General features: G+C 73.1%; 19 protein-coding genes. 5 read left to right on the top strand and 14 right to left on the bottom strand.

From position 1 onward, the window contains the following. Window positions 1-215: 215 nt before the first annotated feature. The 9 genes from ACH4F2_RS05175 to ACH4F2_RS05135 all read right to left on the bottom strand — a co-directional run bounded on the left by ACH4F2_RS05175 (window position 216) and on the right by ACH4F2_RS05135 (window position 10,905). The gene (locus ACH4F2_RS05175; RefSeq protein WP_398131318.1) at window positions 216-1,808 is read right to left on the bottom strand and encodes an alkaline phosphatase D family protein; all 1,593 of its coding nucleotides are present in this window, start codon (window positions 1,806-1,808) and stop codon (window positions 216-218) included. A 125-nt stretch (window positions 1,809-1,933) separates the two neighbouring features. After that, window positions 1,934-2,593 (bottom strand): ABC transporter ATP-binding protein, encoded by a 660-nt coding sequence (locus ACH4F2_RS05170; RefSeq protein WP_398131317.1) that lies wholly within the window; start codon window positions 2,591-2,593, stop codon window positions 1,934-1,936. Next, on the bottom strand, window positions 2,586-3,578 hold the full coding sequence (locus tag ACH4F2_RS05165; protein ID WP_398131316.1) for an ABC transporter ATP-binding protein: 993 nt from the start codon (window positions 3,576-3,578) through the stop codon (window positions 2,586-2,588). Before ACH4F2_RS05165 ends, ACH4F2_RS05170 begins: the two co-directional genes overlap by 8 nt. Further along, window positions 3,575-4,462, bottom strand: a complete 888-nt coding sequence (locus tag ACH4F2_RS05160; protein ID WP_398131315.1) for an ABC transporter permease — start codon at window positions 4,460-4,462, stop codon at window positions 3,575-3,577. The genes ACH4F2_RS05165 and ACH4F2_RS05160 overlap by 4 nt, the downstream gene beginning before the upstream one ends. A 5-nt stretch (window positions 4,463-4,467) precedes the next feature. Further along, window positions 4,468-5,436: an ABC transporter permease gene (locus ACH4F2_RS05155; RefSeq protein ID WP_398131578.1), complete on the bottom strand. Its 969-nt coding sequence runs from the start codon at window positions 5,434-5,436 to the stop codon at window positions 4,468-4,470. A 32-nt stretch (window positions 5,437-5,468) separates the two neighbouring features. Further along, complete coding sequence (locus tag ACH4F2_RS05150; protein WP_398131314.1) at window positions 5,469-7,061, bottom strand: ABC transporter substrate-binding protein; 1,593 nt, start codon at window positions 7,059-7,061, stop codon at window positions 5,469-5,471. Window positions 7,062-7,244: 183 nt separating this feature from the next. Continuing rightward, window positions 7,245-8,099 carry an RICIN domain-containing protein gene (locus tag ACH4F2_RS05145; RefSeq protein WP_398131313.1) on the bottom strand — a complete coding sequence of 285 codons (855 nt, stop codon included), beginning with the start codon at window positions 8,097-8,099 and terminating at the stop codon, window positions 7,245-7,247. A 304-nt stretch (window positions 8,100-8,403) separates the two neighbouring features. Continuing rightward, the gene (locus ACH4F2_RS05140) at window positions 8,404-9,813 is read right to left on the bottom strand and encodes a phytoene desaturase family protein (protein ID WP_398131312.1); all 1,410 of its coding nucleotides are present in this window, start codon (window positions 9,811-9,813) and stop codon (window positions 8,404-8,406) included. Between the two features lie 153 nt (window positions 9,814-9,966). After that, window positions 9,967-10,905, bottom strand: a complete 939-nt coding sequence (locus ACH4F2_RS05135; RefSeq protein WP_398131311.1) for an AraC family transcriptional regulator — start codon at window positions 10,903-10,905, stop codon at window positions 9,967-9,969. 104 nt (window positions 10,906-11,009) lie between these two features. On the opposite strand from ACH4F2_RS05135, the gene ACH4F2_RS05130 reads away from it, so the two are divergent. After that, window positions 11,010-11,690, top strand: coding sequence for an NAD(P)H oxidoreductase (locus ACH4F2_RS05130; protein ID WP_398131310.1), 681 nt, complete (start codon window positions 11,010-11,012; stop codon window positions 11,688-11,690). Window positions 11,691-11,735: 45 nt separating this feature from the next. On the opposite strand, the gene ACH4F2_RS05125 is transcribed toward ACH4F2_RS05130, so the two are convergent. From ACH4F2_RS05125 to ACH4F2_RS05110, 4 genes are all read right to left on the bottom strand, one after another. Continuing rightward, complete coding sequence (locus ACH4F2_RS05125; protein ID WP_398131309.1) at window positions 11,736-12,626, bottom strand: GNAT family N-acetyltransferase; 891 nt, start codon at window positions 12,624-12,626, stop codon at window positions 11,736-11,738. Window positions 12,627-12,729: 103 nt separating this feature from the next. Continuing rightward, entirely contained in the window at window positions 12,730-13,575 is an 846-nt protein-coding gene (locus tag ACH4F2_RS05120) for an inositol monophosphatase family protein (RefSeq protein WP_398131308.1), read from the bottom strand. Window positions 13,576-13,705: 130 nt separating this feature from the next. Further along, window positions 13,706-15,544 carry a gamma-glutamyltransferase family protein gene (locus tag ACH4F2_RS05115; RefSeq protein ID WP_398131307.1) on the bottom strand — a complete coding sequence of 613 codons (1,839 nt, stop codon included), beginning with the start codon at window positions 15,542-15,544 and terminating at the stop codon, window positions 13,706-13,708. Between the two features lie 185 nt (window positions 15,545-15,729). Next, window positions 15,730-16,302: a CGNR zinc finger domain-containing protein gene (locus ACH4F2_RS05110; RefSeq protein WP_398131306.1), complete on the bottom strand. Its 573-nt coding sequence runs from the start codon at window positions 16,300-16,302 to the stop codon at window positions 15,730-15,732. Between the two features lie 157 nt (window positions 16,303-16,459). On the opposite strand from ACH4F2_RS05110, the gene ACH4F2_RS05105 reads away from it, so the two are divergent. The 4 genes from ACH4F2_RS05105 (at window position 16,460) to ACH4F2_RS05090 (ending at window position 19,386) form a co-directional block, all read left to right on the top strand. Further along, entirely contained in the window at window positions 16,460-16,915 is a 456-nt protein-coding gene (locus ACH4F2_RS05105) for a VOC family protein (protein ID WP_398131305.1), read from the top strand. A 67-nt stretch (window positions 16,916-16,982) separates the two neighbouring features. Beyond that, a complete protein-coding gene (locus tag ACH4F2_RS05100) occupies window positions 16,983-17,915 on the top strand; it encodes a pyridoxamine 5'-phosphate oxidase family protein (RefSeq protein ID WP_398131304.1) in 933 nt (310 codons plus the stop codon). Window positions 17,916-17,965: 50 nt separating this feature from the next. Then, the gene (locus ACH4F2_RS05095; protein ID WP_398131303.1) at window positions 17,966-18,163 is read left to right on the top strand and encodes a ferredoxin; all 198 of its coding nucleotides are present in this window, start codon (window positions 17,966-17,968) and stop codon (window positions 18,161-18,163) included. Then, a complete protein-coding gene (locus ACH4F2_RS05090; protein WP_398131302.1) occupies window positions 18,160-19,386 on the top strand; it encodes an NAD(P)/FAD-dependent oxidoreductase in 1,227 nt (408 codons plus the stop codon). Before ACH4F2_RS05095 ends, ACH4F2_RS05090 begins: the two co-directional genes overlap by 4 nt. Here the strand turns inward: ACH4F2_RS05090 and ACH4F2_RS05085 are convergent. After that, a complete protein-coding gene (locus ACH4F2_RS05085) occupies window positions 19,355-20,710 on the bottom strand; it encodes an MFS transporter (RefSeq protein ID WP_398131301.1) in 1,356 nt (451 codons plus the stop codon). The two genes, ACH4F2_RS05090 and ACH4F2_RS05085, sit on opposite strands and share 32 nt — an antisense overlap. Window positions 20,711-20,962: the final 252 nt, after the last annotated feature.

Raw genomic sequence — 20,962 nt, 5'->3', positions numbered from 1 at the left:
TGCTGTGAGGGCAGTTGATGCAGAGACGAAGCGCAACTGCCGGTGGCGCAGCGACTACTGAGTCAGCCCACACCCTAGGACCCGAACACAACCGATTCAATTACCCCGTCGGACTTTGTTGGTTCCTGATGGGGGCGGCCGGCCCCGGACGCGGGGCCGGCGCCCGCCGCTCGGACGGCCTGCGCCCGGACGGCCTGGACTCGGACGGCCTGTGCTCAGACGGCCTGGACTCCCGGCACGCCCGCCTCGATCACGAACGACTTGTCGGTGCGGACCGGGGCGCCGGGCCGGGTGACGTAGTCGACCACGCGGTAGTCGGCCGTGTACTGCTCCTTGGACGCGGTGCAGCGGACGTAGCCCCGGCGGCTGCTGTAGTACTTGGTGTGCGGGTTCTCGTCCCAGTACACCTGGCCGGGATCGTGGGTGGCCGAGCCGTCGCCGCCCGAGGTGATCGACGTGGTGACGAACTCGCTGCCCAGCAGCCGCGTCTCGGGGCGCTCGAAGTCGCGGCGCAGGTCGTTGGTCCAGTTGTTGTGGACGTCGCCGGTGAGCACCACGAAGTTGTCGATGCCGCGCTCCTCGACGTAGCCGAGGACCCGGTCGCGGGAGACGCGGTAACCGTCCCAGCCGTCGTTGTAGCCGCCGTCGTCCGGGCCGGCGACGGCGTCCCAGTTGGCGAAGTAGATCTGCTGCGGCAGCACGTTCCAGGTGGAGCGCGAGCGCGACAGGCTCCGCTCCAGCCAGGCGTGCTGCTCGCCGCCGAGGATGGTGGCCTTCGGGTCCCACTGCTCGGGGCCGGAGACCTGCCACTTGTCGCCGTAGGGCTGGTTGGTGCGGTACTGGCGGGTGTCCAGCACGCTGAAGGTCGCGGTGGCCCCGAACTCCAGACGCCGGTACAGCGGCAGCTCCGTGTCCACCGGCTTGCGCAGGCGGCGCAGCGGCATGTGCTCCCAGTACGCCTGGTAGGCGGCCCGGCGGCGGGCGGCGAAGTGGGCGGTGGTGTCGTTGCCCTGGCCGGCGTCGCTGTTCTCCGGGCTCAGGTCGGCGTAGTTGTTGTCGGTCTCGTGGTCGTCCCAGGTGACGACGAACGGCGCCGTCGCGTGCAGCAGCCTGAGGTCGGGGTCGGTCTTGTACTGGGCGTGCCGCGCGCGGTACTCGGCGAGGGTGTTCATCTCGTCGCCGTGGTGGGTGCGCACCTTGCCGTTGACGCCGGCCGCGTACTCGTAGAGGTAGTCGCCGAGGTGGAAGACCACGTCGGGGCGTTCCTCGGCCATGTGCCGGTACGCCGTGAAGTGGCCCTGCTCCCAGTTCGCGCAGGAGGCGAACGCGAAGTCGACGGTGGGCGCGGTGCCGGGGGCCGGGGCGGTGCGGGTGCGGCCGACGGGCGAGAGGGCGTCGCCGGCGCGGAAGCGGTAGTAGTACTCGTGGTGGGGCCGCAGGCCGCGCACCTCGGCGTGGACGGTGTGCGCCTCGGCGGGCACGGCGTGCTCCACACCGCGCCTGACGATCTTCCTGAACCGCTCGTCGAGGGCGATCTCCCAGCGCACGGCGACGGGGCGCCGGGGCATGCCGCCGTCGTCGTCGAGCGGCTTGGGGGCGAGGCGGGTCCAGAGCACGACGCCGTCGGGGAGCGGGTCGCCGGACGCGACGCCCAGCTGGAACGGGTCGCCCGGGACCCGGGCCGGGGCGGCCGCGACGGGTGCGGCGCCGGTGCCGAGCAGCACCGCACCGGCGCCGGCGGCGCCCGCGATGCCGAGGAAGCCCCTTCTCTTCAGGGAGTTCGCAGAGGTGGTGCGCGGCGGGGTCATCGAACCTCCAGGGGACGGATGGCCGGACGACAACCAGGCAAACGGCACCGGGTGAACCCCGACTGCTGTGCTCGTGGACCGCGCTTGACCGATACATGTCCATGAGAATGATCGGCGGGGAGGGCTCAGGGGCGGGTCAGGGTGTCCCATTCGACGGTGCGGTCGCACCAGCGGTCGAGGAGGACGCGGTCGTGGCCGACGGCCAGCAGCCCCGCGCCGGTGGCGGCACGGTAGTCCTCCACGACCCGGACCAGGGCGGCGGTGGTCGAGGCGTCCAGCATCGCCGTCATCTCGTCGCACACCAGCCAGCGCGGGCGCAGCACCAGGGCGCGGGCGAGGCAGGCGCGCTGCAACTGGCCGTCGCTGACCTCGTGCGGGCGCCTGCTCAGCAGGTCGGCGGTGAGGCCCACGGTGGCGGCGAGTTCGGCGACCCGGTCGGTGACGTCCTCGCGCCGGCCGGTGGCGCGCAGTGGTTCGGCGATCAGGTCGGTGAGCGTCAGCCTGGGGTCCGCGGAGAGCCGGGCCTGCTGGAAGACGACGCCGAAGGCGGTGCGCTGTTCGCGCGGGGCGCGGTGTCGCCAGCGCCGTACGGGTGTGCCGTCGACGACCAGGGCGCCGGCCTGGGGGTGGTGGAGCAGGGCCGCGACACGCGCGAGGGTGGACTTGCCGCAGCCGCTCGGGCCGAGCAGCCCGACGGCCTCGCCCGGCGCGACGGACAGGGAGATGTCCCGGATCACGGGCGCGTTCCTGTCGTACCCGGCGGTGATGGCACGTAGTTCAAGCACGGTCGGCGGCCTCCGTGAGCGCGGCGTGCGGGTGGTGGCAGGCGACCGTGGCGGTCAGCGGCGGCAGCGCGGCGCAGTCGTCGGTCGCCCGGTCGCAGCGGGCGGCGAAGGCGCAGCCCTCGGGGAGGGCGCCGAGTTCGGGCGGCAGACCGGGGATGGGGGCGAAGGCACGGTCGGGCAGGGCGTCAAGCAGGCCCCGGCTGTAGGGGTGGCGCGGGCCGGGGGTGCCGAAGAAGTCACGGGCGTCGGCCAGTTCGACGATCCGGCCCGCGTACATCACGGCGATCCGGTCGGCGATGCGTTCGGCGGCGGCCAGGTCGTGGGTGATCATCAGCAGGGCCCGGTCCGCCCCGTCCCCGTCCGCACCGTTGTCGACATGTCGCCTCAACTCGTCGACGGTGCGGTCCACCAGGTCCCGGTCGAGGCCGGTGGTCGGCTCGTCGGCGAGCAGCAGCGGGGCGTCACCGACGAGGGCGAGGGCGGTGGCGGCGCGCTGGGCCAGGCCGCCGGAGAGTTCGTGCGGGTGGTGGTCGAGGTGGTCCACCGGGAACGCGGCGCGCTCGGCGGCGGCCTCGGCGGCCGTACGCAGGGCCGCGCGGCCACGGACGGCGGTGAGTTCCGCGACCGTCTCCTCCAGCTGCGAACGGATGGTGCGGACCGGGGTGAGGTGGGCGGCCGGGCTCTGCGGAACCAGGCCGATCATACGTCCCCGCACGGTGCGGGCGAACGTCCGCTCGTCGGCGGCGAGCAGGTCCAGGTCGCCGAGGAGCGCGCCGCCGGTGGTCTGCGCGTTGCCGGGCAGCAGCCCGAGCAGGGCGGAGGCGAGGACGGACTTGCCGCAGCCGCTCTCCCCGATCAGGGCGAGGCACTCGCCGGCCGCCACGTCGAAGTGGGCGTCGGTGACGGCGGCGATCCGGCGCCCGCCCGGCATCAGGAAGCGCACCGACAGACCGCGTACCGACAGCACGGGGGCTCGCTCGGTCACAGCATCAGCTCCGATCGGCGACGGGGGTTGATCCGCTCCCGCCAGGCACCGGCGAGACCGGCGACGGCGAGGGTGGGGACGATGATGAACAGGCCGGGGAAGAGGGTCGGCCACCACTGCCCGGCGAGCAGCGAACCCCGCGCCTCCTGGATCAGGTTGCCGAGGCTCGCGGTGTGGGTGGGCAGCCCGAGACCGAGGAAGGACAGGGCCGACTCGTGCCACATGGCGTGCGGCACCATCAGTACGGCGGCCAGCGCGGCCTGCGGCAGCACGCCCGGCAGCAGGTGCCGTACGGCCACCCGCCACCGGGACGCGCCGCCGGAGACGGCCGCGTCGACGTAGGGGCGCGAGCGCAGGGACAGCACCTCGGCGCGGACGATGCGCGCGGTCGACAGCCAGTGCGTGAGCGCGACGGAGATCACCACCGGCCAGACGCCCGGCCGGAACATCGCGACGATGAAGATGCCCATCAGCAGGTGGGGCACGGAGGAGAGGGTGTCGACGACCCGCATGACGGCGCGGTCGACCCAGCCGCCCAGCGCCCCGGCGGTGGCCCCCACGGCGGTGCCGACCACGGTGGCCGTCAGCGCCGCCGCCACCCCGACGAGCAGGGAGACGCGCAGGCCGTACACGCAGCGCAGCAGCAGGTCCCGCCCCACGTCGTCGGTGCCGAACGGGTGCTCCCAACTGGGGGCTTGCAGCTTCGCGGCCAGGTCGACGGCCTGCTGGTCGAGCTGCACCAGCGGCGGCACGAGCAGGACGGCGAGGACGGTCACGGTCAGCAGCGTGGCACAGACGCGCAGGCGCAGGGTGCGGGTGGAGCGGCGGTCGGCGCCGCGGGAGCGCCACGCGGGGCCGGCCTTCTCGGCGGCGACGTCAGCCATGGGAGTCACATTTCACTGAGCTTCACCCTCGGGTCGAACAGTCCGTAGAGCAGGTCGGCGAGCAGGTTGCCCGCGAGTACGGCGGCGGTGGCGAGGGTGGTCAGGGCGGCCAGCAGCGGGAAGTCCACGGCGGTGGCCGCCTCGACGGTGGCCGCGGCGATGCCGGGCCAGCTGAACACGGTCTCCACCAGCAGGGCGCCGGTGATGAGTTCGGGAACGCGGGAGCCGATCAGGGTGAGCACCGGCAGCAGCCCCGAGCGCAGGGCGTGCCCGAACAGGACGGTGCCCTCTCCGATGCCGCGGGCCCGCGCCCCGCGCACCGGGTCCTCCGTCAGGGCGTCGCCGACGCCCTGACGTACGTAGAGGATGAACCAGGGCAGCTGGGAGACGGCGAGCACCCCGGCGGGCAGCACGATGTGCCCGGCGACCTGTCCGAAGGTGACCTGTTCGCTCGCGGTGTCCGTCAGGCCGCCGGCCGGCAGCACGTCCCACTGGAGGGCGAACAGCCACACGGCGAGCAGCGCGATCCAGAAGACCGGTGCCGCCTCCAGGGTGTACGCGAGCGAGGTGACGGCCCGGTCGAGCATCGATCCGGGGCGGCGGGCGGCCAGCACACCGAGGAGCGTGCCGGCCAGGACGGCGACGGCGAAGGCGACGGCGCACAGCAGAGCCGACCAGACGAGGCGTTCGCCGATGACCTGCGCCACCGGCTGGCGCATCACCCCGGAGTGGCCGAGGTCACCGGTGAACGCGGAGGTCAGCCACTCCCACCAGCGGACGACGAACGACTGGTCGACGCCCAGGTTGTCCCGCAGCCGGTCCAGGGTCTCCTGGTCGGCGCCGAGCGCGGCGGTGCCGGCGTACGCCTTGACGGGGTCGAACGGGGAGGCGGCGGCGATGGCGAAGACGCCGAAGGTGACGACGAGGACGATGGGCAGGGCGAACAGGGCCCGCCGCCCGGCCAGCCGTGCCATCGCCCCCCAGGGCAGCCGCCGGGGAGACCGGGTCATTTCTTCGGCTGCCAGTCCTCGATGTTCCACCACGGCCCGCTGGCGAAGCCGTGCTCGTGCGGCTCCAGCTGCGTGGTCAGTCCGTCCCAGCGGTCGGCGAGGACGTACAGGTGGTCGATGTGGGTGAGGAAGGTGTAGCCGGGGTTCTCCACGAGCGCCTGCTGGATCTTCTCGTAGGCGGCCCCGCGCACCTTCCGGTCCTGGCTGCGGCGGCCGGCGTCGAGGGCCTCGTCCACCGCCGGGTTGTCGTAGTGGGCCATGTTGTTGAAGCCGTCGCCGGCGAGCGAGGAGTGCAGCAGGGTGTAGAGGCCGAAGTCCGGGTCGCCGACGCTGCCGAAGCCCGCCAGCACCGCGTCGCTCTTCATCCGCGGCTCGATGACCTCCCAGGTGGCGCCCTCCACCTTCACCTCGATGCCGGCCTTCTTGGCGTCGGAGGCGTAGGCGAGTGCGTGGTCCTGGCGGACCTTGTCGCCCGAGGGGTAGTACAGGGTGAACGAGGCGCGCTGTCCGTCCTTGGCGCGGATGCCGCCCGAGCCGGGCTTCCAGCCGGCGTCGTCGAGGACGCGCTCCGCCGTGGCGAGGTCGCGCGGGCGCTCGATGCCGCGCGCGTAGGCGGGGTCGTCCAGGGGCAGCGGCCCGTACGCCGGCCGGCCGGCGCCGTCGAGGATCTTGTCGACCATGGCCTGTCGGTCCACGGCGGCGTCCAGGGCCTGCCGGATCGCGCGGTCGCCGGTGACCTTGCCCGCGGTGGGCAGGGTGACGGCCCGGAAGTCGTAGGACTTCGCCCGGTACGTGCGCCTGCCGTCGTCCTTCTCGAAGGTGGCGGCGAGGTTGGGCGGCAGGACGGCGCCGTCGAGGTCGCCGGAGCGCAGTCGGGTGGCGCGTACGTTGTCGTCGGCGATGACCGCCATGGTGAACGACTTCACCGCGGGCTTGCCGCCCCAGTAGTGCGGGTTGGCCTTGAAGGCGAGCTTCTCGCCCTTGCTCCAGTTCGTGAGGACGTACGGACCGGTGCCGACGGGCTTGGTGTTGAAGTCGCCGGTGTTGGGGTCCTGCTTGCCCGCCACGTGCTCGGGGACGATGGGCAGCACCGTCCGGGCGGCGAAGGGCGCGTACGGGTACTCGAGGGTGAAGACGACGGTGTCGTCACCGTCCGCGCGGACGTCCTTGATCGCGTCCAGTTCGCTGCGGGCGGTGTTGTTGGTCTTGGCGTCGAGGACGGTGCGGTACGTGTAGACCACGTCCTCGGCCGTCAGCGGTTCGCCGTCGCTGAACTTCACGCCGTCGCGCAGGGTGTACGTGTACGTCCGGCCGCCGTCGGCGATCTTCGGCAGCGCGGTCGCCAGGGCGGGCTTCAGCTTCAGGTCGGTGTCGCGGGCGAGCAGCCCGTCGAAGATCTTGGAGTTTCCGTCCTTGCCGTAGCCGAGCAGCGGGCTGAGCGTGTCCGGCTCGGAGCCCACCCCGATCACGACGGACCCGGCCGCCTCGGCCTCGCCGTCGCCCGTTCCGCCTCCGGGTGCGGAGCAGGCGGTGACGCCCGCGGCAAACGCCGCCGCGGCGGCGGCACTTCGTATCCGACGGGTTGTCATGTCTCCCCCACACTTGTTGCCTGTACGGGGTTATTGCACATCAGTGGCAATTGAACGTCAAGCCAGGTGAGAAGGGCTCCAGGACGTGTGGAGGGGTGGACGAGTGGACGAGTGCGCCGCGGAGCCTGCGTCGTCGGACGCGGCGCATCGTCGCAATCGGCGGCCGGCCCGCCCGCCGTCCGGTCAGGCGGGGGCCAGCCGCTGCCAGACCTGGGCCTGGGTGCCGTTGCACTCGTGGATCTGGACCTGAACCCCGTTGGTGAAGTCCGAGTAGGGCACGTCCAGGCACTTCCCGGACTGGGGGTTGGTGAAGGCGGCCGACGTGGGCCGGTCGTACCGCCATTGCTGCGCACCGGTGCCGTTGCACGCGTAGATCTGCGTCTTGGAGCCGTTGGCGGTGCCCCCGTCGGCCACGTCCAGGCACTTGCCCGAGTTCGGGTTCACCAGGGTGCCCTCGGGTGTGCTCTTCCAGGTCTGCCCCGATGACCCGTTGCAGTCCCACAGTTGCACCCGCGCGGCGTCCTGCTTGCTCGCGCCGCTCACGTCGAGACAGTGCTCGCCGCCGTCGGGGCTGTAGGTGAACTCCGTGGGCGCGGGCGACGGACCGGTCACCTCGAACTCGCACCAGGCGGCCCAAGCGGAGGGGCCGTCAGCACCCTCGGCCCGGATCCGCCATTGGTAGTCGCCCGGGCTGAAGGTGCTGGTGGGGACTTGGACCGCCCAATCGCTGCCGATCGGGCCCGTACTGAGCTGAAAGGTGCGGAACGGCTGCTCGCCCGCTCGCGCGAGCTCCATCGTCCCGCGCAGATCGGGCCGCGGGGTCACGCCCTTCACCGAAGCGGCGAACGTCGGGCCGAAGCTGTTGCTCGTGCTGAACGTCGGTGGGGTCTGAGCGCCGCACAGCTGGAAGCCCGCGTAGGGGCCGTCGGAGATCCGCAGCGTCTCGGGGACGTCGGGGGTGGCGGCCCAGGCCGCGGTGGGAACAGCGAGGAAGGCGGCGGCCAGGCCCACGGTGAGCACAGCACGGGTACGTCTCATGGTCACTCCGTCATCACAAGATCAGTGGTCTGGTCGCTCCGGAGTCCACACCACCGCCCACCTCCGCGTCAGCTCCGAAGGTGCCGACGTAAGGATTACGTCATATGTCGATCCCCGTCGGCCGGGACCGGCCGTCGGGCCGGCGGCCGAGCGGAAGACGTCGAGCCCCGCTACACGCGGCACACGGAGGCCGGAGACGAAAGGGGAAGCGGGAGGCGGGAGGGGGAGGCGGAGAGACGGCGTACGCCAACAGCGCGCTGCCACTCCGGAGGCCTACGTCATATGTGGCGGACCACGGAGACGGTCACGTCTGCCGCAGCCTGCGCCACACGGCCTTCGCCGCATTGTGCCCCGACATGCCGTGCACTCCGGGGCCCGGCGGGGTGGCCGACGAGCAGATGTAGACGGCCGGGTGCGGGGTGGTGTACGGGAACAGGGACAGCTTGGGGCGCAGCAGGAGCTGGAGGCCGGAGACCGCGCCGGAGGCGATGTCGCCGCCGACGTAATTGGCGTTGCGCGCGGCGAGTTGGGGCGGGCCGGCGGTGGCTCGGGCCAGGATCCGGTCGCGGAAGCCGGGGGCGAAGCGCTCCAGTTGGCGTTCGATGGCGTCGGTGAGGTCGCCGGTCCAGCCGTTGGGGACGTGTCCGTACGCCCAGAAGACGTGCTTGCCCTCCGGCGCACGGGTGGGGTCGGCGACGCTGGGCTGCGTGGTGATGAGGAACGGCGCGTCGGGGGCGCGGCCCTCGCGGGAGGCGGCGTTCAGTGCGGCGCCGATCTCCGCGCTGTCGGCGCCGATCTGCACGGTGCCGGCGATGCGGGGTTCCTGGGCGGTCCACGGGACGGGGCCGTCCAGCGCGTAGTCGATCTTGAAGACGCCGGGCCCGTACCGGTAGTTCGCGTAGTGGTTCCCGAGGCCGGCGATGCGGGCCAGGGCGGTGGGCGAGGTGTCGAAGACGTAGGCGCGGGCCGGCGGCAGGTCGTCGAGGCGCTTGACCTCGTAGTCGGTGTGGACGGTGCCGCCGAGGTCCTCGAGGTAGGCGGCGAGGGCGTCCGAGACGGCCTGGGAGCCGCCGCGGGCCACGGGCCAGCCGCGGGCGTGCGCGGCGAGGGCGAAGACCATGCCTATGGCGCTGGTGGCGAAGCCGCCGAGCGGGGCCATGACGTGCGCCACGAGCCCGGCGAAGAGGCTCTTGGCCCTGTCGTCGCGGAAGCGGCGCATCAGCCACGTCGACGGGGGCAGGCCGACCAGGCCGAACCGGGCGAGGGTGACCGGGTCGCGGGGCAGCGCCGTGAGCGGCAGGGACATGAAGTCCCGGGCCAGGGTGTCCCACCTGGGGAGGAAGCGCTCGACCAGCCTGCGGTACGTGCCCGCGTCGCGCGGCCCGAAGGAGGCGGCCGTCTCGCCGACCGACCGGGACAGCACGGCGGCCGACCCGTCCGGGAACGGATGCGCCATGGGCAGCCCGGCGTGCAGCCACTCGAGGCCGTACCGCTCCAGGGGCAGGCCGCGGAACGCGGGCGAGTTGATGCCCAGCGGATGTGCGGCGGAGCACGGGTCGTGCCGGAAGCCCGGCAGGGTCAGTTCCTCGGTGCGGGCTCCGCCGCCCACGGCGCCCTGGGCCTCGAACACGGCCACCGAGAAACCGCGGCGGGCCAGCTCCACGGCAGCGGTCAGCCCGTTCGGCCCCGCTCCCACCACGACCGCATCGAGCATCGACGGCACCTTCGGACTCCTTCGTCAGCCGATGGCCACTGGGAATCAGGATATGCCCGGGGTCCGACAGCCCGCGGCCGTGGGCGGGCGGGCCGCGCGCCGGTCGCTGTACCGGGCCGTCGGGGCTGGTGACCTCGCCGCCCGCGGCGGGGCTCACGCCGCCGCGGCGGCCCGGAACCCGCTGGGGCTCAGTCCCCTGTGGCGCTTGAAGGCGGCGCTGAAGCCGAAGGCGTCGGCGTAGCCGACGGACCTGGCGATCTCCGCGATGCCCAGGTCGGTGTCGGCCAGCATCGCCTCGGCGTCGGCCATGCGGCATTCGGTGAGGTAGGCGAGGGGCGGCCGGTCCATCACCTGGGTGAAGCGCTTGGCGAACAGCGCCCGGGAGACGCCGGCTCGCGTGGCCAGCGACGCCACCGTCCAGGGCTCGGCGGGCCGGTCGTGGAAGGCCTGCAGGGCGGGGGCGAGGACCGGGTCGGCGAGGCCGCGGTACCAGTTGGGCGCGTCGACGCCGGCCTGGTCGAACCAGTTGCGCAGGGTGCAGACCAGAGCCCAGTCGAGGAGCCGGTCCATCAGCGCCTGGGAACCGGCCGAGCGCTGGGCGGCGTCGGCGGCGGCCGTCTCCAGCCAGGCGCAGACCTCGACGTCCTCGTTGATCACCAGGACGGGCGGCAGGGCGCGCAGGAGCCGTTCGTGGCGGTGGCCGGAGGCGCGGTAGGCGCCCACGATCAGCGCGGTCGCCCCGTCCGGGTCGGTGCCCCAGCGGATACCGCCGAGTTCCTGGGCCGTGCAGGCGGCTTCCGTGAAGCAGGCGATCTCGTACTCGGCGTGCGGGCGGTGGACGGTGCCGGGACGGTCCGCCAGGCAGAACGGTGCGGGACCGCGCACGATGGCCGTGTCGCCCACGCCGACGGCCCGCTCCGTTCCGTCGGGCAGCAGCAGGGTGCCGCCGCCGCGCAGCACGCTGACCATGGTGAGCGGTGCGCCGTCGGCGAAGCGGATGGTCCAGGGCGCCGTCAGTACGGCGTGACTGACGACCGAACCCTCGGCCCGGATGCCGCTCAGCAGCGAACTCAGGGGATCCACGGAAGACATCGTAGACGCTCTCCTATGTTTCGGAGGGTTTCTCCCATGGATCATCCAAGTGACCGCGGCTGTACTGGACTCGTCGAACTGATCGAGAACAGCCGGGAGACACCGTGACGCAGCACAGCAGCGACGCCAGGACGGCCCTCGTGGTCCTCGCTCACCACCGCACCGATTCCCTCACCGCGCACACCGCCCGTCGCACCGCCGACCGGCTCGAGGCCGCCGGGTACCGGGTCGACCTGCTCGACCTGCACGCCGAGGGGTTCGACCCGCGGATGAACGTGGCGGACCAGCCGGACTGGGGCGACCGGGAGAAGCCGTACTCGGACGAGACGCACGCCCACATGCGGCGCATCCTCGCCGCCGAGGTCGTCGTCGCCGTCTTCCCGGTGTACTGGCAGAGTGTGCCCGCCGTCCTCAAGGGGTGGATCGACCGCGTGTGGAACTACGGGTTCGCCTACGGCCGCAGCAAGCCCCGCCTCGCGGGCAAGCGCATCCTGTGGCTGGGTCTGGCCGGCGCCACCGCCGACGACGCCGTCGTGGAGGGCATGCAGTCCGTCCTGGAGACCAACCTGAGTGAGGGCATCGCCTACTACTGCGGCTTCTCCCGCTCCACCGTCGGTCTGCTCACCGACGCGGAGGAGCGCCCGCAGCGCGTGGACGCCGAGGGCAGCCTGCTGGTCGGCGACGCGGTCGCGGGCGCCGAGCGTGAGGCGCAGTACGCCGATTTCGACCGTCGCGCACGGGAGTTCGTGGAGAAGTTCCTCGCCGAGGAAGTGGTGGTGGCCTGACGGGCCGGTACCCGGTGGACGGTGACCGGGTACCGGCTTCGGCCGTCACAGGTCGAGCTGGTACTCCAGGGCCTTGTGGGTGGGGACGTATCCCAGGGCGTCGTTGATGCGCCGCATGTGTGTGTTGCCGTCGGCCGTGTCGGTGACCAGGCCGGCGAGTGCGGGGTGTCGCGTGCGGGCGAGGCGGATCGACTCGGCCTTCATCCAGCGGCCGAGGCCGTGGCCGCGGTGCTCGGGCAGTACGCCGGTGCCGTAGTGGAGTCCGTCGCCCTTGCCGTCGCCCGGCACGACGAGCTCCGAGAAGCCGGCGATCGAGCCGTCCGCCTCGTCGACCGCGGCCACCGTGGTGAGCAGGTCGCCGCGGTCGGCGACGGCCTTGGCTGCGGCCAGGACCCGTTCGACGTCCCAGACCACGATGCCGTAGTCGGTGTCCCCCATCGGCATGTCGTCCAGCGCGCGGCGTGACGCGGCGAAGGTCTTCGCGAGCTCGTCGGGGACGGTGCCGTGCCATGACACGAGGCGGTAGCCGGGATGCGGCCGGTCGGCGATCGCGTGGGTCCCGTCGGTCCGGTCGGCGTCGGGCTCGTCCAGGGCGAGCCGGGCGTAAGTCAGTCCCAGCACCACGCGGAAGCCGCTCGCGGCGAGGAAGCGGTCGCCGGGCGTTTCCGCGTCGGCCTGAGCGACCACCGACCGCCGGCCGTCCTCCCGCGCGGCGGCCACCGCCGTGTCCAGGAGCCGGGTCCCGACCCGCCTGCGCCGCTCCGCCGCGTGCACGTTCAGCCGCAGCTCGGCCAGGTGTTCCTGGCCTTCCTCGGTGAACAGGCGCAGGAACGCGTACCCGAGCGGGTCGCCGTCGTCCCCGCAGGCCAGCCATGCGAGGCGATGGCTGGACGGGGTGCGGTCGGGGTCGGTGAGGGCGGTGACATGTATGGGCAAGGTGACTCCGGTACGTCCGATGACGACTGTCTGAACCGACAGTCGATCACGCGACGGGTCACCGGGGCACGGGGATCTGCCGGGCGGAGCCGCACCCCGGCGGTCAGGCCTCGCCCGCCAGCAGCGCCACCACCTGGCGGGCCGTGGCCGCGTCGCGGGCCGCGGTGAACGGCAGTTCGTTGCCGCCCGTGATCCGGAAGGGCTCGCCCGTGCGGGTCAGGTGGGTGCCTCCCGCCTCCTCGACGAGGAGGAGCCCCGCGGCGTGGTCCCACGCGGCCTCCCAGGAGAAGGCCGTGGCGTCGGACTCACCCTGGGCGACGGCGAGGTACTCCAGTCCGGCCGAGCCGCAGGCACGGGGTGCCACACCCGGGGTGCGCAGGCCGAGCAGGGCCTGCTTCTGCTCGTCGGTCGTGTAGTCCGGGTGGGAGGTGGCGACCCGCAGGTCGCGGCCGGGCTCGGGCGGGCCGGCGTAGAGCCGCTCACCGTCCAGGAAGGCGCCCCGGCCGCGCACGGCCGTGGCGAGTCGGTCGTCGGCGGGGGCGTAGGTCCAGGAGGCGTGCACGACTCCGTGGTGGGCGAGCGCCACCAGTGTGCAGAAGCCCGGGTCGCCGTGCACGAACTGCCGCGTCCCGTCGACGGGGTCGACGATCCACACCGGCGCCTCGCCGCGTATCGCCTCGTACGAGGCGGGATTGTCGTGCACCGCCTCCTCGCCGACCACGACCGAGCCGGGCAGCAGGGCGGCCAGGGCCTCGGTGAGGTACAGCTCGGCCTTGCGGTCGGCGTCCGTCACCAGGTCGTGCGGGCCGGCCTTCTCGTCGACCTCGTGTGCCGCGAGCCGGCGCCAGCGCGGCATGATCTCCAGGGCCGCCGCCTGGCGGACGGCATCCTCCACCTCGTCGGCGTGCCGGGCGAGAAACTCGTCGATGGTTTCGTTGTTCTCGATCATGACTCCATGAGAGCACGCCCCACTGACAATCCCCACCCGGGTGGTGTACTCCGGGTGGAATCGGCACGAACATGAGGTTCGGGAGTCCGCGATCACGTGGGCGGGAGTCCACGCACACGAGGTCCGGGTGTCAGCGGCCGACCGCGTATCCCTGCATGCCGCGCGGGTTCGCCGCCGCCGACAGCACGCCCGTCTCCGGATTCCGCGCGACGGCGCACAGCCGCCCCTCCGACCAGGCCTCGCCGACCGTCACGTCGTGCCCGCGGCGCCGCAGCTCCTCGACGACCTCCGTCGGCACGCGGGACTCCACGGTGACGCCGCCCGCCCGCATGCCGCGCGGGAAGAAGGAGCCGGGGAAGCTGTCGTTGTGCCAGTTCGGTGCGTCGATCGCGCCCTGGAGGTCGAGCCCGCCGCGCACGTGCGCACGCAGCGCGACCGCCAGCAGGAAGTGCGTCTGCCACTGGTCCTGCTGGTCGCCGCCGGGCGTGCCGAACGCCATGACGGGCACCCCGTCGCGCAGGGCTATGGAGGGCGTGAGCGTGGTGCGGGGCCGGCGGCCGGGCGTGAGCGAGTTGGGCAGGCCCTCCTCCAGCCAGGTCATCTGGAGCCGGGTGCCGAGCGGGAAGCCCAGTTCGGGCACGACGGGGTTGGACTGGAGCCAGCCGCCGCTGGGCGTGGCCGAGACCATGTTGCCCCAGCGGTCCACGATGTCGAGGTGGCAGGTGTCGCCGCGGGTGCCCCCGTCGGCGCCGACGTCCGGTTCACCCGGCACCGGGGACGTCGGGCTCTTGGCGACCGTCGGCTCGCCGACCCCCAAGGCGTCGAAGCCCTCTGCCTCGACGGCCGCCACGCGCGCGTGGGCGCTGAGCCGCGGGGTGCGCCCGCCGGGACTGCCGGGCCGCAGCTCGAAGGACGCGGTGTCGCCGACGAGCTTGCGGCGTACCGCGTTGTACTCCGGTGACAGCAGGTCGCCGAGCGGCACCCCGGCCGCGCCGTCCGCGTCCCCGTACCAGGCCTCCCGGTCGGCCATGGCGAGCTTGCAGCCCTCGATCAGCAGGTGGACGTAGTCGGCGGAGCCGTAGGCGGGCAGTTCGGGCGGGAGCAGCGCCAGCTGCTGGAGCAGGACGGGGCCCTGGCTCCAGGGGCCGGCCTTGCAGACGGTCCAGCCGTTCCAGTCGTACGTCGCCGGGGCCTCGTAGGACGCGGACCAGCCGGCGAGGTCGGCGGCCGTCAGCGTGCCGGTGCGGCGCTCGCCGCTGGTGTCCATGGTGGGCCGCCCGGCCTGCCGCACGAGGGCCTCGGCGACGAACCCGGTGCGCCAGACCTCCCGGGCGGCGTCGATCTCCGCCTCCCGGCCCCCCGCCCCGGCGGCCTCGGCGAGCAGCCGTTTCCAGGTGGCGGCGAGGGCGGGGTTGCGGAAGAGCTCGCCGGGGCGCGGCGGACGGCCGTCCGGCAGGTAGACCCCGGCCGAGGTCGTCCACTCCGTCTCGAACAGCTCCCGCACGGTCTCGACGGTCTCCGTCACGCGCTCCACGGGCGGGTGCCCGTGCTCGGCGTAGCCGATGGCGTACTTCAGCACGTCGGCCAGCGGCTTGGTGCCGTGGTCGCGCAGCAGGAGCAGCCACGCGTCGAAGGCGCCGGGCACGGCGGCGGCGAGCGGTCCGGTGCCGGGGACGAGGTCCAGACCGAGGCCCTTGTAGTGCGCGACCGTCGCCCCGGCGGGCGCCACGCCCTGTCCGCACAGCACCTGCACCTCGCCGCCCGCCGGGGCGAGCAGGATCGGCACCTCACCGGCGGGCCCGTTGAGGTGCGGCTCGACGACGTGCAGGACGAAGGCCCCGGCCACGGCGGCGTCGTAGGCGTTGCCCCCGTCCTCCAGCACCGCCATGGCCGACTGCGAGGCCAGCCAGTGGGTGGTCGCCACCATGCCGAAGGATCCCTGAAGCGTGGGTCGGGTGCTGAACTGCATGCCTCACCTCGGTTTTCGCCTGCGTCGGCCGGCCTCGTCGGTGCCGCGGACCACATCGGGAAGAGTCCGGGGAGTCTACGCCCGGCTCGGATCGGCCCGGAGGAGAGACCAGGCAGTCGCGCGGGGCCGTTGCGCGGCGGTGGCCGAGAATGCGGAGACCGTCCAGGTCGCGACGCCGGCCCCGGTCACATGACGCGGCGGGCGTAGTGGCGGCGGGCCTTGGCGCGGTTGCCGCAGCCGGCCATCGAGCACCAGCGCCGGGTTCCGTTCTTCGAGACGTCGTAGAAGTGCAGCACGCACTCGTCGTTGGCGCAGGGACGGATGCGGTCGGGGCGGTCGGCGAGCAGCCGCAGGAAGTCTTCGGCTGCCGACCAGGCCGGCAGCCAGGACGGCGTGTCGACCTCGACCACGACGCCCGGCCGGCCGTCGGGCCCCAGCAGGTGACGGACCAGGCCGTGCGCCAGGACGTCGTTGAGGGCGGCCACGGCTTCCGGAGCCGGACGGTCCAGGGCGGCGACGGCCTTGTCGAGCGCCGCGCGCGCCTGGAGGAGCCGGTCCAGCGTCTGCTCGTCCACCGGTACGGGCCGGTCACCGAGACTCCGCCGGACCGACGGGCTGCCCAGCCACACCGCCAGGCCCGCGACGGAGTCGAGCAGCTCGTGACGGCCTTCGGCGTCGATCCACCGGGTGTTGAGCAGGTCGATGGAGAGAGGCTCGCCGATCAGCGGCCGAGGGTCGGTCTCGGGAGGTGACGGCACGGGCCGGGTCCTTCCTTGGAGTGGAGACGTGATCGCCCCACCAACGGTAACCGGTCATTCGCTGATCACCGGTTGACGGGCCGCCAACCTAACCACTAACTTCATTTTCACCGGTTACGAGGTTCTCCTCGCCCCTACGGAAGGCATGTGATCGACGATGAGCAAGGCACCCGACCTGCAGACCGGCCACGTCGGACTGAACGTCACCGACCTGGACCGCTCGCTGCCCTTCTACCGCGAGGTCTTCGACTTCGACGTCCTGGCCGAGGGCAAGGACGAGAGCCGGCGCTGGGCCTTCCTCGGCCGCGGCTCCCGCCTGCTCGTCACCCTCTGGCAGCAGAGCGACACCGCCTTCGCGGCGGACCGGGCCGGTCTGCACCACCTCTCCTTCCAGGTCGACAGCATCGAAGAAGTCAGGGCAACCGAAGAGGTACTGCGCGGCCTGGGCGCCGAGTTCAGCCACGACGGCGTCGTACCGCACGGCGAGAGCGCCACATCGGGCGGCATCTTCTTCACCGACCCCGACGGCATCCGGTTGGAGATCTACGCCCCCACCGGAGCCGACCCGGCCGACGCCCCGACCCCCGGCGCGCCGACCTGCGGCTTCTTCTAGGGAGCAGGCCCCGCCGCCCCCGCATCGACCGCTCCCCGACGCATCGGGCCCTCCGGAAAGGTATGCCGTGGCCACTTATCACAGCGGTGAGGTCGCAGTGCAGGAGCGATCGGCTCTCACCGACCAGGCACGCTTCTCCCTCGGCGGCATCGGCGACTCGGTCCCCGCCGTCGCGGCCGCGTTCCTCGCCGAACAGCCGCTGATCGTCATGGGGGGTACCGACTCCGCGGGCCGGGTCTGGGCCACCCAGCTGGCGGGGGCGCCCGGGTTCCTCCGGGTGCCCGATCCCCGCACCCTCGTCATCGACGCGCTTCCGCCCGCCGAGGACCCGCTGTCGCCGGTACTGGCGACAGCGGGGGCCGACGGTCCGGCCCGGATCGGCATGATCGCCGTCGAGCCCGCCACCCGGCGCCGGATGCGCATGAACGGTACGGCCGTCCGGTCCGGCGGCGGCCTGCGCGTCGGCCTGGACCAGGTCATCGCCAACTGCCCCAAGTACATACAGAAGCGCACCCACCGCATCCTCCCGCCGGCCGAGTGGGAGAAGGCGGCCGGCGCCCGTACCGTCACCGACGGCACGGAACTCAGCGCCGCCCAGCAGCGGACGGTGAGCGCCTCGGACACCTTCTTCATCGCCACCACCTCGGACCGGGGCGACGCGGACGCCTCGCACCGAGGAGGGAACCCCGGCTTCGTGCGGGTCCTCTCCCCGACCCTGCTGCGCTGGCCCGACTACGTGGGGAACGCCATGTTCCTCACGCTCGGCAACCTGCTGCTCAACCCGGCGGCGGGCCTCGTCTTCCCCGACTGGGAGACGGGCTCCGCACTGCTTCTCACCGGCACCGCGCACACCGTGTGGGACGCCGAGGAGATCGCGCGGACTCCCGGCGCGCAGCGCCTGGTGGACTTCTCCGTCGAGGCCGTACGGGAGATGCCGGCGGCCTCCCCCCTGCGCTGGACGGCGCCCGGCTACTCCCGCTTCAACCCGCCGGCGGCCTGAGTGGCACCGGCGCCCCTCGACTCGACCTCGCACCCGCAACGGAGCCAGACATGCAGATCACCGTGGACATGAACCTCTGCGAGAGCCACGGGCAGTGCGTCTTCGCGGCGCCCGGGATCTTCTCCTTCGACGACGAGGACCACCTCGTGTACGACGCCGGTCCGTCCGACAGCCTGCGCGACGCGGCCGAGAGGGCCGCCGCCGTCTGCCCGGCGCGCGCCGTCACCGTCCGGGCGGCCGCCTCGTGAGCCGTACCGCCCCACGGGAGCTGCTGGTGGTGGGCGCCTCCCTGGCCGGCCTGCGGGCGGCCCAGACCCTGCGAGCCCAGGGCTTCACCGGGACGCTGACCGTCGTCGGCGACGAACCGCACCAGCCGTACGACCGTCCGCCGCTCTCGAAGCAGGTACTGGTCTGCGACGGGCCGCCCATGCGCACCGAACTGCCGCTGTCCGAAGACCTCGGGGCCCGATGGCTGCTCGGCCGGCCCGCGGTAGGCCTCGAACCGCACACGAGGACCGTGACCCTCTCCGACGGGTCGCGCCTGCCGTACGACGGGCTGCTGATCGCCACCGGTTCGACCGCGCGCGGCTGGCCCTCGGACCGGCCCGCACCGCCCCACGGCGTGTTCACCCTCCGCGGCCGGGACGACGCGCTCGCGCTGCGGGCCGAACTCCTGCCCGGGCGGCGGCTCGTCGTCGTCGGGGCGGGTTTCCTCGGCGGCGAGATCGCGGCCGCCGCCCGTCGCCGGGGCCTCGACGTCACACTGGTCGAGGCGGGTCCCCAGCCACTGGAACGTGCCCTCGGCGCCGAGGGTGGCGCATACCTGGCCGCGCTCCATCGCGAGGCGGGCATCGACCTGCGGACCGGCACCACGGTCACGGACTTCTTCTCGTCGGCCGACGGCCGGATCTTTGGCGTCCGGCTCTCGGACGGCAGCGAACTGCCCGCCGACAGCGCCGTGCTGGCCCTCGGGGCGGCCCCCGCCACCGGCTGGCTGGCCGGCTCCGGCATCGCGGCCGAGGGCGGTGTGCGCTGCGATGCGTACCTGCGCGCCCTGCGCCCCGACGGGACGGTCGTGCCCGGTGTGGTCGCCGCCGGAGACGTCGCCAGGGTGCCGCAACCGCTGGCCGGCGGCGAGCCACTGGCGCCGGGGCACTGGACCGACGCCGTGGAACAGTCGACGACCGCCGCGCACACACTTCTCGATCCGGCCGCCCCGCGACCGTACACGGGCGTACCGTCCTTCTGGTCGGACCTGCACGGCGTCAGGATCCGCTCGGTCGGTCTGCCGGCCGCGTCGGACGAGGCCCGCGTCGTCGAGTACGACCTCAAGGCCCGCCGCCTCGAAATCTCCTACCACCGGGCCGGCCGACTGGTCGGAGCCCTCACCATCGGCCGGACGAGCCGCCTCGCGGCCTACCGCGCCGGACTCGGCGGCCTCACAACTGCTCCCCGCCCGGCCCGGGAGTGACGGCGGTGGGACCCGCGTCCTGTGATCCGGCTCCGGCGGTGCCCGGGGAACCGGGTTCGACGCCCTCGTCGGCGCGGCGGCGGGCGGCGTCCTCGTCGGTCCGGGCGTCGTAGCTGAGCAGCTTGGGCAGCGTGATGGTGAGCAGGCCCACCGCGGCGACGCAGGCCAGCCCGCCGGTCCAGATCGCCGGGCGGGCGCCGGTCCAGCCGGCCATCGCCCCGGCGCGGACCTGGCCGAGTTGCGGACCGATGCTGTAGGACAGGACCTCGATGCCGGCCAGCCGGCCGCGCAGCCGGTCGGGAATGGTCTGGTTCCAGATGGTGGAGCGGCCCAGCCCGCTGACCATGTCCCCCGCTCCCGCCAGCGCGAGGCACATCAGGACCAGCCAGACCTGTGACGTCCAGCCGGCCGCTGCCATGGCCAGTCCCCAGCCGGCGGCGCCGAACACCACGAGCAGGCCGTGCCGTCGCGTCCGTGACACCCAGCCGCTGGTCAGGCTGACCACCAGCGACCCGACGGCGCCCGCCGAGTACATCAGACCCAGCGACCAGTCGGCGTCGAGCTCGTCGGCGAGGAAGGGGAAGATGGTGTTCGGGAAGGCGAAGAACATCGCCGCCAGGTCGATCGCGTACGTGCCCAGCAGCACCGGCCTGGACCAGGCGTACCTGGCCCCTTCGGCGATGCCGCGCCATGACGGCTTGGCCGCGTGCTCGGCGGGCGGCACCGGCGAGAGCCTGCGGCACATCAGGATGGAGAGGGTGAAGCAGACCACGGTGGTGGCGTACGCGGGGATGTTGCCCGCGTAGGCAACGACGAGGCCCGCCGCCGCGGGCCCGGCGATCGCGCCGGCCTGCCAGCGCAGGGCGTTCAGCGCGGCCGCCGCGGCGAGCTGGTCGTGCGGGACGATCCGGGCCAGCAGCGAGTCCAGTGCGGGGCGTTGCAGTCCGGCGAGTGCCGCGACCGATGCCGCCACCACGTACAGGGGCCACAGTGCGGGCTGCGGCAGCATCGCGTTCAGCAGCAGGACGACCGCCAGCAGTCCCATTCCCGCTTCGGTCAGCACGATGACCTTGCGCCGGTCCACCGCGTCCGCGAGTGCCCCGCCGTACAGGCCGAAGACGACCAGCGGTACCAGTTCGACGGCGCCCATCACGCCCACCGCGAGGGGTGAGCCGGTCAGTTCCTTGATCTGGAGCGGCAGCGCGATCAGTGCCATCACACTGCCGAGGTAGGTGACCAGTCCCTGCGACCACAGGAGGCGGAAGTCCCGGGACGAGCGCCAGGGCGCGAGGTCGGGCATCAGCGCGGCGAGCTTCGAGGTCATGGCTCAGCGGCTCCCGGCCGGTCCGGGCGCCGGGCGCACGACTGGCGCACACCGCGGCGACGCGGCTGCCGCGGGGGGCGGCTGCGGGTGGGACGAGGGCATGGACGTACTCCGTGTTCCTGGTGCCGGGGGCGCCGTTCGGGCGTTCCGGGCGTGATCGGTGGTCTGGGACGCGCCGGGTGGCGGACGGGCACGGGGGGCGGCCTCGTCCCGTCCATGATCCGCGCGTGTGTGATGACGCCCCGGGCCGGG

Source organism: Streptomyces sp. NPDC017890, assembly GCF_044328675.1.
GTDB lineage: Bacteria > Actinomycetota > Actinomycetes > Streptomycetales > Streptomycetaceae > Streptomyces.
The sequence above is the reverse complement of the archived record's forward strand: the minus strand, read 5'-3'. Positions and strand labels throughout refer to the sequence as shown.